Genomic DNA, 15,708 nt, shown 5'->3' on the forward strand with positions numbered 1-15,708 from the left:
TTCAGGAACATGAAGCAGGCTCAGGAACGGTTTCCGTCAGAGCGCGGGGTGGGGGGACGGCAGAAGCGGCCGGTCCGCGGGGGGGTGTCCCCCGCGGACCGGCCGTCCGTCACTTGGTGCCGAGCTCGTAGAACCGGAACATCGTCGGGTCCAGCGCCTTGTCGGCCCCGGTCACACCGTCGCGGATGACCACGGTCTGCTTGCCCTGCCAGAGCGGGATGATCGGGGCGTCGTCGGCCACGATCTTCTGGATGTCGGCGAACGCCTGGTCGCGCACCTTCGGGTCGTCGGTGCCCTGCTCCTTGACCAGCAGGTCCTGGACCTGCTTGTTGTCGTAGCCGGTGCCGAGGAAGGGCTGCTTGCTCAGGAACGGCGAGACGTCGTTGTCGGCGTCGGGCAGGTCGGGGAACCAGCCGATCATGTACGAGGCGTACGTGTCGGACTTCTCGTCCTTCTGGTACTGCTGCCACTCGGTGGAGCTGAGCTTCACCTTGAACAGGCCGGTGGCCTCCAGCTGCCGCTTGATCGCGGTGGCCTCGTCGGCCGCCGCCGCGCCGTAGTGGCTGGGGGTCCAGGCGTACGCGAGGTCGACCGGGGCGGTGATGCCTGCGGCCTTGAGGATCGCGGCGGCCTTGGCCTTGTCGGGCGTGCCGTACTTGTCCTTGAACGCCTCGGTGTGGCCCTGGATGCCGTTGCCGACCATGGAGTAGAGCGGGGCCACGGTGCCGTCGTAGGCGTCCTTGGCGATGCCCTCGCGGTCGATGACCTGGGCGACCGCCTGGCGGACCGCCTTCTGGTCGGCCGGCTTCACCTTGGCGTCGAAGACCAGGTAGCGCTTCTCGGTGCCGGTGCCGTCGAGCACCTGGATGCCGGAGGTCTTCTTCAGGTCCGCGGTGTCGGTGGGCGACAGGGTGCGGAAGGCGGCGTTGACCGTGCCGTCCTTGACGGCCTGCTTCAGCGCGGACGCCTCGGAGAAGTACTGGAGCACGAACTGCCCGTTGTTGAGCTTGGCCGGGCCCTTGTACGTCTTGCTGGCCAGGAACGACGCCTGCTGCTTGGCGGTGTACTTGTCCAGCGTGTACGGGCCGGAGCCGACGATCTTGGAGCCGTCGAGCAGCTTGTCCTTCGGGAAGGTCTTCTCGTCGACGATCGCGCCCGCGTCGGTGGCGAGCACCGAGGGGAAGGTCGAGTCGGCCTGCTTCAGGTGGAAGACCACCTGGTCGGTGCCCTTGGCCTCGGTGCTCTCCAGGCTGCCGAGCAGGCTGGAGGGGCCGTTGGGCGCCGCGATGCCGACCATGCGGTCGAACGAGAACTTCACCGACGCGGCGGTGAGCTTGTCGCCGTTGGAGAACACCAGCCCCGGCTGGAGCGTGCAGGCGTACGTCTTCGGGTCGGTGAAGGCGCACGACTTGGCCGCATCCGGCTCCGGCGTGGTGCCGCCGGTCGGGAAGTGCATGACCTTCTGGTAGACGCTGTCGATGACCTCCCAGGAGCCGTAGTCGTAGGCTCCCGCGGGGTCGAGTGACGACACCGAGTCGATGGTTCCGACGATCACGGCGCCTTTTCCGCCACCGGCCGACGAGTTGTCCTTCTTGCCACCACACGCGGACGCACCGACGGCCAGGAAGGCCACGGCGGCTGCGGCGACGACACGCTTGTTACGTGACATCCAGTGAATCCCCTTGCTCAAATGCCGGTCGTTCGATTCGGCATTGACCAGCAGGGACACTATCCGGACGGTCGTACTCCACCAGGGCACGGCAAAGTTGAGGCGGAATTACATACCGATAACGAGGTCCGGAACACCGATTAACGGACGACGGTACGTTCCGCACCGGTCGGAGCATTTCGGGCATTCCGCCGGGTCATGGGCTCCGATCTGCGGATCTCTTTCAGCTCCGGGCGCGCACTGTCGACCTTCCGCGCCCGTGACATAGATCACCAAGAGCCGGTCCCGACCTGTGAGACGGCCCTGAGCGGCCCTATTCAGGAATACGCTCAGTGAACGCGCGCATTCACAGCGCGCAGGAACGGAACACTCAGCTCTTCCAGCGAGCCGACGACGGTGCGGCCGGGAGCGGGCGGGATCGGCACCAATGACGGCACCGCCACCACCCGGCAGCCGGCGGCCTCGGCCGACGCCACACCGGTGAGGGTGTCCTCGACCACCACACAGGCGGCCGGGTCCGCGCCGAGCTTCGCCGCGGCCGTCAGATACGGCTCGGGGTCCGGCTTGGTGCGGCTCACCTCGTCCCCGGCGACGGTGAAGGCGAAATTCTCCGCGCCCAGCGTGCGCAGCATCACGTCGATGGTCCGCCGGTGCGAGGCCGACACCAGGGCGGTCGGGACGCCGTGCGCGGACAGTTCGGTGAGCAGCCTGCGGGCACCCGGCATCAGCGGCGCCCCGTGCGCGATCAGCGCCTCGAAGCGCGTATTGATCGCCACGGTCAGCTCGGCCAGGGTCGCCGTCGTCCCCGTGGCCGCGATCAGATGGCCGACGCTGCGGGCCATCGGGCCGCCGATCACCACCTCGCGGTGCGTGTCGTCCAGCACATGCCCGAGGTCGGCGAAGACCTCGCTCTCCGCGAGCCACCAGATACCCTCGGTGTCCACCAGGGTGCCGTCCATGTCGAGGAGCACCGCCTGGAGGGCGGGGCCCTGCGCCATACGGGTGTCGGCGACGGGGATGCTGCTGGTCATACGCCCCACTCCTCGGCTGGTCAGCGGTGCCGGCGCCGCCCCCTCGCGACCTGCCCCGTTCCCGGGGGACACAAAGGCCGGTCGCCGCGTCCCGCGAGCGGGAGGGCGACCGGCCTCTGCCGGACCGTCAAGTGTACGACGCGCTGGTGAGTGACGCTCAACGCGCGTTGAAGTACTTGGCCTCCGGGTGGTGAATGATGATCGCGTCGGTGGACTGCTCGGGGTGCAGCTGGAACTCCTCGGACAGCTCCACCCCGATCCGGCCCGGCTCCAGCAGCTCCGCGATCTTGGCCCGGTCCTCCAGGTCGGGACAGGCCCCGTAGCCCAGCGAGAAGCGCGCGCCGCGGTACTTCAGCGCGAACATGTCCTCGACCTCGGCCGGGTCCTCCCCTGCGAAGCCCAGCTCGGCGCGGACCCGCGCGTGCCAGTATTCGGCCAGCGCCTCGGCGAGCTGCACCGACAGGCCGTGCAGCTCCAGATAGTCGCGGTAGGCGTCGGCGGCGAACAGCTCATTGGCCGCCTCGGAGACCCGGTTGCCGACGGTCACCACCTGGAAGCCGACGACATCGGTCTCGCCGGACTCCTCGGGCCGGAAGAAGTCCGCGAGGCACAGCTGCCGGCCCCTGCGCTGGCGCGGGAAGGTGAAGCGGGTCCGCTCGGTGCCGTCCTCATGGAGCACGATCAGGTCGTCGCCCTTGGACACGCACGGGAAGTAGCCGTAGGTGACCGCGGCCTCCAGCAGGCCCTCGGACTGCAGCCGGGTCAGCAGCCCGCGCAGCCGCGGCCGGCCCTCGGTCTCGGCCAGCTCCTCGTACGTCGGACCGGTCGAGCGCGCCTGCTTCAGGCCCCACTGGCCCTTGAACAGCGCGCCCTCGTCCAGCCAGGAGGCGTAGTCGGCGAGCTGGATGCCCTTGACCACCCGGCTGCCCCAGAACGGCGGCGTGGGCACCGGATTGTCCACCGCGACGTCGGAGCGGATCTGGCCGAGGTTGACCACCGGCTCCTCCTCGGCGACGGGCCGCTGCGGCACCCGGCGCTGTTTCAGCTCCGGCAGCGCCGCGCCGGGCACCCCGCGCTTGACGCCGATCAGCGCGTCCATCAGCCGCAGGCCCTCGAAGGCGTCCCGGGCGTAGCGCACCTCGCCCTGGTAGATCTCGTGCAGATCCTGCTCGACATAGGCGCGGGTCAGGGCGGCGCCGCCGAGGATCACCGGGAAGTCGGCGGACAGGCCGCGCTGGTTCAGCTCCTCCAGGTTCTCCTTCATGATCACCGTGGACTTCACCAGCAGGCCGGACATGCCGATCACATCGGCCCGGTGCTCCTGGGCGGCGTCCAGGATCGCAGAGACCGGCTGCTTGATGCCCAGATTGACCACGTTGTAGCCGTTGTTGGACAAGATGATGTCGACCAGATTCTTGCCGATGTCGTGCACGTCGCCGCGGACGGTGGCGAGCACGATGGTGCCCTTCCCGTCGTCCTCACTCTTCTCCATGTGCGGTTCGAGATAGGCGACCGCGGTCTTCATCACCTCGGCGGACTGGAGCACGAACGGCAGCTGCATCTGGCCCGAGCCGAACAGCTCGCCGACCACCTTCATGCCCGCGAGCAGCGTGTCGTTGACGATGTCCAGCGCGGGCCGCTCGGCCAGCGCCTCGTCCAGGTCGGCGGACAGGCCGTTCTTCTCGCCGTCGATGATCCGGCGCTGCAGCCGCTCCTCCAGCGGCAGCGCGAGCAGCTCCTCGGCCCGGCTCGCCTTCAGCGACTTGTTGTCGACGCCCTCGAACAGCTCCATCAGCCGCTGCAACGGGTCGTAACCCTCGCGGCGCCGGTCGTGGACCAGGTCGAGCGCCGCCTCCCGCTGGTCCTCGGGGATGCGGGCGATCGGCAGGATCTTGGAGGCGTGCACGATCGCCGAGTCCAGGCCGGCCTTGACGCACTCGTCGAGGAAGACGGAGTTCAGCGCGACGCGGGCGGCCGGGTTGAGGCCGAAGGAGATGTTGGACAGGCCGAGCGTGGTCTGCACATCGGGGTGCCGGCGCTTGAGTTCGCGGATCGCCTCGATGGTGGCGACACCGTCCCCCCGGGACTCCTCCTGGCCGGTGCAGATGGTGAAGGTCAGGCAGTCGATGAGGATGTCGCTCTCACGGATGCCCCAGTTGCCGGTCAGGTCGGCGATCAGCCGCTCGGCGATCTCCACCTTCTTCTCGGCGGTACGGGCCTGGCCCTCCTCGTCGATGGTCAGCGCGATCAGTGCCGCGCCGTGCTCCCGCGCGAGGGCGGTGACCTTGGCGAAGCGCGACTCGGGCCCGTCGCCGTCCTCGTAGTTGACGGAGTTGAGCACCGCACGGCCGCCGAGCTTCTCCAGGCCCGCGCGCAGCACCTCCACCTCGGTGGAGTCCAGCACGATCGGCAGTGTCGAGGCGGTGGCGAACCGGCCGGCGATCTCGGCCATGTCGGCGACGCCGTCCCGGCCGACGTAGTCCACGCACAGGTCGAGCAGGTGGGCGCCCTCGCGAATCTGGTCGCGGGCCATCTCCACGCAATCCTCCCAGCGGCCCTCCAGCATCGCGTCGCGGAATTTGCGGGAGCCGTTGGCGTTGGTGCGCTCGCCGATCGCCAGGTACGAGGTGTCCTGCCGGAACGGCACGGTCTGGTAGAGGGAGGCCGCGCCCGGCTCGGGGCGGGGCCTGCGCGGGTGCAGGTCCTGGCCGCCGACCCGCTCCACGAGCTGCCGCAGGTGCTCGGGCGTGGTGCCGCAGCAGCCGCCGACCAGGGACAGACCGTACTCGCGGGCGAACATCTCGTGCGCGTCGGCCAGTTCCCCGGGTGTCAGCGGGTAGTGCGCGCCGTCCTTGGTGAGCACCGGCAGGCCGGCGTTGGGCATGCAGGTGAGCGGGATGCGCGAGTGCCGGGCGAGATAGCGCAGGTGCTCGCTCATCTCGGCCGGTCCGGTCGCGCAGTTCATGCCGATCAGGTCGATGCCCAGCGGCTCCAGCGCGGTCAGGGCGGCGCCGATCTCGGAGCCGAGCAGCATCGTGCCGGTGGTCTCGACGGTGACCGAGCAGATCACCGGCAGGTCCGCCCCCGCGGACGCCATCGCGCTGCGGGCGCCGATCACGGCGGCCTTGGTCTGCAGCAGGTCCTGGGTGGTCTCGATGATCAGCGCGTCGGCGCCGCCGGCGATCAGTCCGGCCGCGTTGGCCTCGTACCCGTCGCGCAGCACCTGGTAGGGCGCGTGGCCGAGGGTCGGCAGCTTGGTGCCGGGGCCCATCGAGCCGAGCACCCAGCGCGGCCGGCCGTCGGCGGCGAAGCCGTCGGCGACCTCGCGGGCCAGGCGCGCGCCCGCCTCGGCCAGTTCGTGGATCCGTCCCGGGATGTCGTACTCGCCCAGCGCGCTGTGGTTGGCGCCGAAGGTGTTGGTCTCGACGCAGTCCACGCCGACCGCGAAGTACGCCTCGTGGACCGAGCGCACGATGTCGGGGCGGGTGATGTTGAGGATCTCGTTGCAGCCCTCGAGCTGCTGGAAGTCGTCCAGCGTCGGGTCCTGCGCCTGGAGCATGGTGCCCATGGCGCCGTCGGCGACGACCACGCGGGAGGCGAGCGCCTCGCGGAGGGCGGCGGCGCGGGGGGCGTTCATCGGCGACGCGCTCGTCAGCGATGCGGAGGAACCGGACGTAGGGGACGACGGAGAAAGCGAGGCCATGGAACGTGCTCCCTGGGATGCGACGGCTGTCGGCTATGCGTGTCCCCGCCGCGCCGACGAGTCGGCCGCGGGACGCGCACCCGGCCAGCCTAGCGGGCCGGGACGCCACGGCTCGAAGGCATTCCGAAGGGCGGACGGCAGTGCCAGAATCGGTTCTGAGACGATGAAGGTCGACATTGTCGACCGACGCACGACAGAATGATCACTGCGATCATCGCCTCGGGCCGTCCGACCGGTCCGTGGCCGCCCCCCCTCGCTTGGAGTGCTCCGATGCCAGGTCCCATCCAGTCGCTGGAACGCGCGGCGGCCATCCTGCGGCTGCTGGCCGGCGGCGAGCGACGGCTCGGCCTGTCCGACGTGGCCTCCTCGCTGGGCCTGGCCAAGGGCACCGCGCACGGCATCCTGCGCACCCTCCAGCAGGAGGGCTTCGTGGAGCAGGAACCGGTCTCGGGCAAGTACCAGCTGGGCGCCGAGCTGCTGCGCCTGGGCAACAGTTATCTGGACGTGCACGAATTGCGGGCCCGCGCCCTGGTGTGGACCGACGACCTGGCCAGGTCCAGCGGCGAGGCGGCGTATCTCGGGGTGCTGCACCAGGACGGGGTGCTGATCGTGCACCACGTCTTCCGGCCGGACGACAGCCGCCAGGCGCTGGAGGTCGGCGCGATGCACCCGCTGCACAGCACCGCGCTCGGCAAGGTGCTGTCCGCCTTCGACCCGGTGGCGCACAACGAGGTGGCCGAGCACGAGCGGGCCGCGCTGACCGCCCGCACCGTCACCGGGGCCGCCGAGCTGGAGGCGGTGCTCGACCTGACCAGGGCGCGCGGCTGGGCCGCGGACCTGGAGGAGACCTGGGAGGGCGTGGCGTCGGTGGCCGCGCCCGTCTACGACCGGCGGCGGATGCCGGTGGGCGCGGTGGGCATCACCGGCGCCGTGGAACGGGTCTGCGACGAGTCCGGCATCCAGGCCCGGCTGGTCGCGGCGGTACGGGACTGCGCCCGCGCCGTCTCCCGCGACCTGGGCGCCGCCCGCTTCTGACGAGGCCGGGTCCCACCCCGCCCCCCGCCCGGTCGTACGGGGCCTTCCGCACCGTTCACGCGCCCTTTCGCGCAGTTCACAGTCCCACCCTCTTGACCTGCCGCTTCCGGGAGGAAAATATTCGCTGTACGGTCGACATTGTCGAACGCCGGACGGAACCCGGGCCGCTCGTGCCCTGACGTCAAGACACTTGGACAAAGGAGTCGCTGTGTCCAACGGCCACATCTTCATCGGCGAGACCATTGGCACCGCCGTGCTCATCCTGCTCGGTGGCGGCGTCTGCGCCGCCGTCACGCTCAAGAGATCGAAGGCACAGGGAGCGGGCTGGGTCGCCATCTCCTTCGGCTGGGGATTCGCCGTCCTCGGCGGTGCCTACATCGCCAACGGCTACTCCGGAGGCCAGCTCAACCCGGCCGTCACGCTCGGCGTGGCCATCAAGTCCGGTGTGTGGCACACCGTGCCCTTCTATCTGATGGGCCAGCTGCTCGGCGCGATGATCGGCGCCTTCTTGGTGTGGGTGGCCTATCTGGGCCAGTTCCAGGCGCACTTGACCGACCCCGAGGTGATCGGCGAGGGCGAGACCTCGCCCGAGGGCCCGGAGACCGACCGCAAGGGCCGTCCCGCGGGCCCCGTTCTCGGCATCTTCTCGACCGGCCCGGAGATCCGTAACCCGGTGCAGAACGTGCTCACCGAGGTCATCGGCACCGCCGTCCTGGTGCTCTTCATCCTCACCCAGGGCATGACCAAGGGCCTGGCGCTCAACGGGACCGGCATCCTGCTCACCTCGCTGCTGGTGGTCGGCATCGGTCTGTCGCTCGGCGGGCCGACCGGCTACGCGATCAACCCGGCCCGCGACCTCGGCCCGCGTATCGTGCACAGCCTCCTGCCGCTGCCCAACAAGGGCGGTTCCGACTGGAGCTACGCGTGGATCCCGGTGCTGGGCCCGCTGGCCGGCGCCGCGATAGCCGGCGGCCTGTACAAGCTCGCCTTCACGTAGCACGCACCGACGGCGGCACGCGGCGGCACCCGCCATCGGCGGCCGCCCGCCGGAGCCGCCACTCCCCCGCAGCCCTTCCCCCGCGCAGACCACCGAGGAGCACGACGTGACCGACACCACCGCCACGGGCAGCAGCCACTCGCACGGCACCGGCCCGTTCATCGCCGCCATCGACCAGGGCACCACCTCCAGCCGCTGCATCGTCTTCGACCGGGACGGCCGGATCGTGGCCGTCGACCAGAAGGAGCACGAGCAGATCTTCCCCAAGCCGGGCTGGGTGGAGCACGACGCCGCCGAGATCTGGACCAATGTCCAGGAGGTCGTCGAGGGCGCCATCCGCAAGGCCGCCCAGGACATCGAGGGTTTCACCGCCGCCGACGTCAAGGCGATCGGCATCACCAACCAGCGCGAGACCACCCTGCTGTGGGACAAGAACACCGGTGAGCCGGTGCACAACGCGCTGGTCTGGCAGGACACCCGTACCGACGCGCTCTGCCGGGAGCTGGGCCGCAACGTCGGCCAGGACCGCTTCCGCCGCGAGACGGGCCTGCCGCTGGCCTCGTACTTCGCCGGACCCAAGATCCGCTGGCTGCTGGACAACGTCGAGGGCCTGCGCGAGCGTGCGGAGCGCGGCGAGATCCTCTTCGGCACCATGGACTCCTGGGTGATCTGGAACCTCACCGGCGGGGTCAACGGCGGCCGGCACGTCACCGACGTCACCAACGCCTCGCGCACGCTGCTGATGAATCTGCGCACCCTGGACTGGGACGCCAAGATCCTGGAGTCGATCGGTGTGCCGGCCGCCGTGCTGCCGGAGATCCGCTCCTCCGCCGAGGTGTACGGCGCCACCGTCGGCGGTGTGCTGGACGGCGTGCCGGTGGCCTCCGCGCTCGGCGACCAGCAGGCCGCGCTGTTCGGCCAGACCTGTTTCGCCGAGGGCGAGGCCAAGTCCACCTACGGCACCGGCACCTTCATGCTGATGAACACCGGCGAGACCCCGGTGAACTCCTACAACGGCCTGATCACCACCGTCGGTTACCGGATCGGCGACGACGCGCCGGTCTACGCGCTGGAGGGCTCGATCGCGGTCACCGGCTCGCTGGTGCAGTGGATGCGCGACCAGATGGGGCTGATCAGCACCGCCGCCGAGATCGAGACGCTCGCCTCCTCCGTCGAGGACAACGGCGGCGCCTACTTCGTCCCGGCCTTCTCCGGCCTGTTCGCCCCCTACTGGCGCGACGACGCGCGCGGGGTGATCGCCGGTCTGACCCGGTACGTCACCAAGGCGCACATCGCCCGCGCGGTCCTGGAGGCGACGGCCTGGCAGACCCGGGAGATCGCCGACGCGATGACCAAGGACTCCGGCGTGGAGCTGGCGGCCCTCAAGGTCGACGGCGGCATGACCTCCAACAACCTGCTCATGCAGACCCTCGCGGACTTCCTGGACGCGCCCGTGGTGCGCCCGATGGTCGCCGAGACCACCTGCCTGGGCGCGGCCTACGCGGCCGGTCTCGCGGTCGGCTTCTGGCCCGACACCGAGGCGCTGCGGGCGAACTGGCGGCGCGCCGCCGAGTGGACCCCGCGGATGGACGCGGCCCAGCGGGACCGCGAGTACAAGAGCTGGCTCAAGGCCGTGCAGGCCACGATGGGCTGGCTCGACGAGAGCACCGCGAAGGAGCACTGAGACCCACCATGACCACCGTGCAGCCCACCCTGCCGCGCGTTCCCGCCCTGGGTTCGCACCCGACCGCCGGCGCCAACCCCGGACGGGCCGAGACCCGGGACGTCCTCGGCCGCGCCACGTACGACCTGCTGGTCGTCGGTGGCGGCATCCTCGGCATCACCACCGCCTGGCACGCCGCCCAGTCGGGGCTGCGGGTGGCCATGGTGGACGCCGGTGACTTCGCCGGCGCCACCTCGTCGGCCTCCTCCAAGCTGCTCCACGGCGGTCTGCGCTACCTGCAGACCGGCGCGGTGAAGCTGGTGGCCGAGAACCACCTGGAGCGGCGCGCGGTCTCCCGGGACATCGCGCCGCACCTGGCCAATCCGCTCACCTTCTACCTGCCGGTCTACAAGGGCGGCCCGCACGGCGCGGCCAAGCTCGGCGCGGGCGTCTTCGCGTACTCGGCGCTGTCCGCCTTCCGGGACGGTGTCGGCCATGTGATCAGCCCCGCGAAGGCCGCGCAGGATGTGCCGGAACTGCGCACCGACAATCTGCGCGCGGTCGCCGTCTACGAGGACGGGCAGATGAACGACGCCCGGATGGCGCTGATGACGGTACGGGCCGCGGTCGACGCGGGCGCCACCGTGCTCAACCACGCGGAGGTGACCGGGCTGCGCTTCACCCGCGGCCGGGTCACCGGCGCCGATCTGCGCGACCGTGTGGACGGCAGCGAATTCGGGGTGGACGCGCGGCTGGTGCTTAACGCGACCGGGCCGTGGGTGGACCACCTGCGGCGGATGGAGGACCCGGCGGCGGCGCCGTCGATCCGGCTGTCCAAGGGCGCCCACCTGGTGCTCAAGCGGCACTCGCCGTGGCGGGCCGCGCTGGCCACGCCGATCGACAAGTACCGCATCACCTTCGCCCTGCCCTGGGAGGACATGCTGCTGCTCGGCACCACCGACGAGGTGTACGAGGGCGACCCTGCCGATGTGCGGGTCACCGAGGCCGACATCGCGCAGATCCTGGACGAGGCGTCCTTCTCCGTCCGCGACCAGCAGCTGACCCGGGACCTGATGACGTACTCCTTCGCCGGGCTCCGGGTGCTGCCGGGCGGCCCCGGCGACACTTCCAAGGCCAAGCGGGAGACGGTGGTCACCGAGGGCACCGGCGGCATGCTGTCGGTGGCGGGCGGCAAGTGGACGACCTTCCGGCACATCGGCCGCACCGTGATGACGAAGCTGGCGTCGCTGCCGGGCCACCCGCTGGCCGACGACATGGAGCCGATGGCGCGGCTGCCGCGCCGGGCGCCGCTGCCGGGCTTCGCCAGCCCCGACGCGGTGGCGCACCGGCTGCTGGTCGACGGCGACGCGCCGGGGCCGCGGATGGCCGCCGACACCGCGCGGCACCTGGCGACCCACTACGGCTCGCTGGCCTTCGACATCGCCCGGCTGGCCAACGAGGACCCGGCGCTCGCCGCCCGGATCCACCCGGACGCGCCGGAGATCTGGGCGCAGGTCGTCTACGCCCGCGACCACGAGTGGGCGCAGGACGCCGACGACGTGCTGCGGCGGCGGACGACGCTGACGATCCGCGGTCTCGACACCCCGGAGGTACGGGACGGGGTCGAGCGGCTGCTGCGGGCGCGGGACTGAGATCCGCCCGGTCCTGACGGCCGCCGCCGCGCTCAGCCGACGGCGGCCGTCAGCCGGTCCAGCTCGGCGAAGAGCGCGGCCGGCTCCGGGCGGCCGGTCCTGGCCAGCAGGGTCAGCCAGCGGTCGCGGCCCTCGCGCCAGAGGCTCACGGGGGTGGCTTCGGCGACGGCCGCGACCGTACGGGCGGGCAGTTCGGCCTCGGCGGCGCGCGACGGGGTGAGCCAGTGCGCGGTGCTGTTCTCGGCGAGCCGGGCCATCCACAGCACATGGCGGGCGGCGTGCCACAGCGCGTCCTGGGCGCGCAGCCGCTCGCCGCGCGCGCCCACGTGCAGGGCCAGCACCAGCCAGTTGGCGAAGCGGCCGCACAGATCGGCGATCTCCTGCGGCCGCGAGGGGATCACCGGGTGTTCCGGCACCGCGGCGAGCACCGGGGTCAGCAGGCCCTCGCGGTCCACCACGATCATCGTGTCCACGGCGGCGCCGCGGGCCGGCCACCGCGCGACGGACGGGATGTCGTCGGTGGTGGCGAAGTGGAATTCGCCGCGCACCGGGCCGGGGAAGAGCGCGACATGGCTGCCGAATTCATTGAGCAGCACCAGATCGGTGGCCGCGACCTGACCGATCCACCGCTCGGGGTCCAGCTCGGCGCGCCGCTCCGGCTCGGCGAAGAGCCAGAATTCGACGTCGCTGTGGGCGTCGCCCTCGCCCGCGGCGAAGGAGCCGTACATCAGGGCCGCGCCGATCCGGTCGTCGGCGCGGCACAGCTCCCGCACCCGGGCGATGAGGTCGTACTGGATCACGCGGCCCAGTATGGGTCGCGGCCGGAGAGGGCGACAGCGATTTCGAAGTCGGTCGCGCCGGCGGGCGGCTCGACGGGCTCGGCGAAGCCCTTGTACTGGCGGAACATCTCGGCCTGTTCGCGGACGATCGCCAGCAGCAGCTTCCCGGACGCCGGGTCGGCGCGGAATTCCTGCCCGGTGGCCTTGGCGACGTCCCAGCCGTGCAGCAGCAGCTCCATGAAGAGCATGCCGGCGATGGCCTCGGCGGACATCGCCATGCCGCCCATGTCCAGGTCGCCCTCCCAGGCGGCCGGGTCGGCCCAGGCGTCGGCGGACCTGCGCAGCTGCTCGGCGTAGGCCGCGGCCCAGCCGCGCTCCGCGGTGAAGTCGCGGGTCGCGAGGTCATCGGGATACGGCTGCTTGCGGGCCCGCAGCTCCATGCCGGGGCCGGTGTAGGCGACCCAGTGGTTGACCAGGGCGCGGGTGTCGTAGTCGGGGCAGGGCGTGGCGCCGGTCAGCCGGTCGTCGGTGACCCCGGCGGCGACCCGGGCGGCCTCCACCGCGCTGTCGGCGATCTGTGCGTGGAAGTTCATGCCACCGACGCTAGGCGTGGGCCGACCGCCGGTCTTGAAGAAACGCGACAGCGGCCGTCCGTCGTACCGGGGCCTTGTCGGTGGCCGCGCCTACAGTGGCGGCATGAGCGGGGCGGACGGCACGGGCGGGCACGGAATGGGGCGCGGGGTGCTGCGGCCCGACCTGGCGGCCGGGCGCGTCGAGCTACGGCAGCGGGCGCCCCGGCCGGAACTGGCGCCGCTGGTCGAGTTCTACTGGAATCCGCGCTGGGACCTGCGCGGGCGCCCGGACCACGAGCAGAAGGTGCTCGCGCACCCCAATGTGCATCTGGTCTTCGAGGAACCGGGGCCGCTGGTCTACGGGGTGCAGCGCGGGGTGTTCAACAGGGTGCTGTCCGGGCGCGGGCAGGTGCTGGGGGTGAAATTCCGGCCGGGCGCCTTCCGGCCGTTCATCGACGGCCCGGTCGCGGATCTCGCGGACCGCGCGGTGCCCGCCGCGGAGCTGCTCGGCCCGGACGCCGGGCCGGGCCTCGCGGCGCTGAACCGGGAGATCCTGGTACTGGACGACCTGACGGCGATGACCGCACTCGCCGAGGACCATCTGCTCGGGCTGCTCCGCTCGGCCCGGCCCGATCCGCTGGTCGCCGAGGTCACGGAGCTGGTCGAGAGGATCACGGCGAGCCCGCAGCTCTTCCGGGTGGACGAGCTGGCCCGCGAGCTGGACATGCCCGTACGGCGGCTGCAACGGCTCTTCGCGGAGTATGTCGGGGCCAGCCCCAAGTGGGTGCTGCGCAGGGCGCGCCTCCATGAGGCGGCGGCCCGCGCGGACGGCGGCGCGGACATCGACTGGGCGGCGCTGGCCGCCGACCTCGGCTACGCCGACCAGGCCCATCTCACCCGCGACTTCACCGCCGCGGTCGGCGCGCCGCCGAGCCGGTACGCCAGCCGCTGAGCCCGGTGGTGCCCACTGTTAGGTGTTCGGGCCCGGCGGGCCCATAATGAGACCAATACATCGGAGGTCTGGCGGCGGCGGGACCTGAGCAGGGGAGGCGCTGATGGCGGTCACCGACGAGGCCATCGAGAGAATCAAGGAGATGATCGTCTCCGGGGCGCTGCGTCCCGGAGACCGGCTCCCCAAGGAGAGCGAGCTCGCGGCCGAGCTGGGACTGTCCCGCAACTCCCTGCGGGAGGCCGTGCGGGCGCTGTCGCTGATCCGCATCCTGGACGTACGGCAGGGCGACGGCACCTATGTCACCAGCCTGGACCCGCAACTGCTGCTCGAAGCGCTCAGCTTCGTCGTGGACTTCCACCGGGACGACACGGTGCTGGAATTCCTCGCCGTGCGCCGGATCCTGGAGCCCGCGGCCACCGCGATGGCCGCGGTGCGCATCCCCGTCGAGGAGCTGGACGCGCTGGAGGGCAAGCTCGACGCGCTCGGGCCGCAGCCGTCGGTGGAGGAACTGGTCGCCTCCGACCTGGAGTTCCACCGCGGCATCGTGCAGGGCTCCGGCAATTCGGTGCTGTGCTCGCTGCTTGACGGCCTGTCGGGGCCGACCACCCGGGCCCGGGTGTGGCGCGGCCTGACCCAGGAGGACGCGGTCAGCCGCACCCTGCACGAGCACCGCGCGATCCTCACCGCGCTGCGCGACCGCGACGCCGAGGCCGCCCGCTCCTGGGCGACGGTGCATGTGGCGAGCGTCGAGCAGTGGCTGCGCTCGACCCTGTAGCGCCGTAGCTCCTCGTACCGCCGTAGCTTCTCCGGGGGCTCAGCCCAGACCGTAGACGCGGGCCGCCGTGCCGCCCAGGACGGCGGCCCGGTCCGCGGCGGGAAGTCCGGCGACCGCCTCCTCCGCGAGGGCGAGCACGTCCCCGTAGCTTCCGGCGAGTGTGCACACCGGCCAGTCGGAGCCGAACAGCAGCCGGTCAGGGCCGAAGCTGTCCAGCAGGTGCCGGGCGTACGGCAGCACGTCCGCGGGCCGCCACCGCTCCCAGTCGGCCTCGGTGACCAGCCCGGACAGCTTGCACGCGGTGTTCGGCAGCGCCGCCAGGTCCGTGACCCGCGCCGCCCACGGCTCCCGACCGCCCGCCGCGATCGCCGGTTTGGCACCGTGGTCGAGCACGAAACGGGTGCCGGGCAGCGCCCGTACGGTCGCGGTCGCGGCCGGCAACTGGTCGTGGGTGACCAGCAGGTCGTAGACCAGACCGGCCGCGCCGACCGCGGCGAGACCGGCCACCACGTCGGCGCGCGCGAGCCAGTCGGGGTCCGCCTCGTCCTGCACCTGGTGGCGTATCCCGACCAGGGGTCCGGCCGCGGCGAGCGAGGCCAGCACGTCGGGCAGCGCCGGATCGGTGAGATCGGCCCAGCCCACGACGCCGGCGATCCGGCCGCCCGACGCGGCCGCCAGGGCGAGCAGTTCGCGGGTCTCGTCGAGCGAGGAGCTGGACTGGACGAGGACGGTCGCGTCGATCCCGTGCTCGTCCAGTTCGGGGAGGAGGTCGGCCGGCCGGAAGGTGCGGGCGATCGGGTCGAGCGCCGCGCCGGTCAGCCAGGGCTGCGGCCGCCGCTCCAGGTCCCACAGATGGTGGTGCGCGTCGATCCGCATCGGC

Annotated in this window: 12 protein-coding genes; 6 read left to right on the forward strand and 6 right to left on the reverse strand. The window is 71.5% G+C overall.

Features of this window, described 5'->3' with window-relative positions:
* Positions 1 to 109 precede the first annotated feature (109 nt).
* The 3 genes from BM076_RS19370 to metH form a co-directional block, all read right to left on the reverse strand.
* Entirely contained in the window at positions 110 to 1,669 is a 1,560-nt protein-coding gene (locus tag BM076_RS19370) for an ABC transporter substrate-binding protein (RefSeq protein ID WP_093715050.1), read from the reverse strand.
* A 329-nt stretch (positions 1,670 to 1,998) separates the two neighbouring features.
* Positions 1,999 to 2,700, reverse strand: a complete 702-nt coding sequence (locus BM076_RS19375) for an HAD family hydrolase (protein ID WP_093714879.1) — start codon at positions 2,698 to 2,700, stop codon at positions 1,999 to 2,001.
* Positions 2,701 to 2,857: 157 nt separating this feature from the next.
* Entirely contained in the window at positions 2,858 to 6,337 is a 3,480-nt protein-coding gene (metH, locus tag BM076_RS19380) for a methionine synthase (RefSeq protein WP_407640680.1), read from the reverse strand.
* Between the two features lie 336 nt (positions 6,338 to 6,673).
* Between metH and BM076_RS19385 the strand changes: the two genes are divergently transcribed.
* The 4 genes from BM076_RS19385 to BM076_RS19400 all read left to right on the forward strand — a co-directional run bounded on the left by BM076_RS19385 (position 6,674) and on the right by BM076_RS19400 (position 11,750).
* On the forward strand, positions 6,674 to 7,438 hold the full coding sequence (locus BM076_RS19385; RefSeq protein WP_093714881.1) for an IclR family transcriptional regulator: 765 nt from the start codon (positions 6,674 to 6,676) through the stop codon (positions 7,436 to 7,438).
* Positions 7,439 to 7,646: 208 nt separating this feature from the next.
* On the forward strand, positions 7,647 to 8,435 hold the full coding sequence (locus BM076_RS19390) for an MIP/aquaporin family protein (RefSeq protein ID WP_093714882.1): 789 nt from the start codon (positions 7,647 to 7,649) through the stop codon (positions 8,433 to 8,435).
* Between the two features lie 106 nt (positions 8,436 to 8,541).
* A complete protein-coding gene (gene glpK / locus BM076_RS19395; protein WP_093714883.1) occupies positions 8,542 to 10,119 on the forward strand; it encodes a glycerol kinase GlpK in 1,578 nt (525 codons plus the stop codon).
* A gap of 8 nt (positions 10,120 to 10,127) precedes the next feature.
* Positions 10,128 to 11,750: a glycerol-3-phosphate dehydrogenase/oxidase gene (locus BM076_RS19400; protein WP_093714884.1), complete on the forward strand. Its 1,623-nt coding sequence runs from the start codon at positions 10,128 to 10,130 to the stop codon at positions 11,748 to 11,750.
* Positions 11,751 to 11,782: 32 nt separating this feature from the next.
* Here BM076_RS19400 and BM076_RS19405 read toward each other — a convergent pair whose 3' ends face one another.
* Both BM076_RS19405 and BM076_RS19410 read right to left on the reverse strand, forming a co-directional pair.
* Positions 11,783 to 12,550, reverse strand: a complete 768-nt coding sequence (locus BM076_RS19405) for a hypothetical protein (RefSeq protein ID WP_093714885.1) — start codon at positions 12,548 to 12,550, stop codon at positions 11,783 to 11,785.
* Positions 12,547 to 13,122, reverse strand: coding sequence for a TIGR03086 family metal-binding protein (locus tag BM076_RS19410; RefSeq protein WP_093714886.1), 576 nt, complete (start codon positions 13,120 to 13,122; stop codon positions 12,547 to 12,549). Before BM076_RS19410 ends, BM076_RS19405 begins: the two co-directional genes overlap by 4 nt.
* A gap of 103 nt (positions 13,123 to 13,225) precedes the next feature.
* Here BM076_RS19410 and BM076_RS19415 point away from each other — a divergent pair, with 103 nt between their 5' ends.
* Both BM076_RS19415 and BM076_RS19420 read left to right on the forward strand, forming a co-directional pair.
* Positions 13,226 to 14,053, forward strand: a complete 828-nt coding sequence (locus BM076_RS19415; RefSeq protein ID WP_245796153.1) for a helix-turn-helix domain-containing protein — start codon at positions 13,226 to 13,228, stop codon at positions 14,051 to 14,053.
* A gap of 103 nt (positions 14,054 to 14,156) precedes the next feature.
* Positions 14,157 to 14,828 carry a FadR/GntR family transcriptional regulator gene (locus BM076_RS19420; protein ID WP_093714888.1) on the forward strand — a complete coding sequence of 224 codons (672 nt, stop codon included), beginning with the start codon at positions 14,157 to 14,159 and terminating at the stop codon, positions 14,826 to 14,828.
* A gap of 39 nt (positions 14,829 to 14,867) precedes the next feature.
* Here BM076_RS19420 and BM076_RS19425 read toward each other — a convergent pair whose 3' ends face one another.
* Complete coding sequence (locus BM076_RS19425) at positions 14,868 to 15,704, reverse strand: amidohydrolase family protein (protein ID WP_093714889.1); 837 nt, start codon at positions 15,702 to 15,704, stop codon at positions 14,868 to 14,870.
* Positions 15,705 to 15,708: the final 4 nt, after the last annotated feature.

Source organism: Actinacidiphila alni (assembly GCF_900112845.1).
GTDB lineage: Bacteria > Actinomycetota > Actinomycetes > Streptomycetales > Streptomycetaceae > Actinacidiphila > Actinacidiphila alni.

What these genes read in the sequence shown, in the direction of transcription:
- BM076_RS19425 (WP_093714889.1), bottom strand. Translation starts at nt 15,704, where the DNA reads ATGCGGATCGACGCGCACCACCATCTGTGGGACCTGGAGCGGCGGCCG.
- BM076_RS19410 (WP_093714886.1), bottom strand. Translation starts at nt 13,122, where the DNA reads ATGAACTTCCACGCACAGATCGCCGACAGCGCGGTGGAGGCCGCCCGG.
- BM076_RS19415 (WP_245796153.1), top strand. Translation starts at nt 13,226, where the DNA reads ATGAGCGGGGCGGACGGCACGGGCGGGCACGGAATGGGGCGCGGGGTG.
- metH (WP_407640680.1), bottom strand. Translation starts at nt 6,337, where the DNA reads ATGAACGCCCCCCGCGCCGCCGCCCTCCGCGAGGCGCTCGCCTCCCGC.
- BM076_RS19370 (WP_093715050.1), bottom strand. Translation starts at nt 1,669, where the DNA reads ATGTCACGTAACAAGCGTGTCGTCGCCGCAGCCGCCGTGGCCTTCCTG.
- BM076_RS19420 (WP_093714888.1), top strand. Translation starts at nt 14,157, where the DNA reads ATGGCGGTCACCGACGAGGCCATCGAGAGAATCAAGGAGATGATCGTC.
- BM076_RS19385 (WP_093714881.1), top strand. Translation starts at nt 6,674, where the DNA reads ATGCCAGGTCCCATCCAGTCGCTGGAACGCGCGGCGGCCATCCTGCGG.
- BM076_RS19375 (WP_093714879.1), bottom strand. Translation starts at nt 2,700, where the DNA reads ATGACCAGCAGCATCCCCGTCGCCGACACCCGTATGGCGCAGGGCCCC.
- BM076_RS19400 (WP_093714884.1), top strand. Translation starts at nt 10,128, where the DNA reads ATGACCACCGTGCAGCCCACCCTGCCGCGCGTTCCCGCCCTGGGTTCG.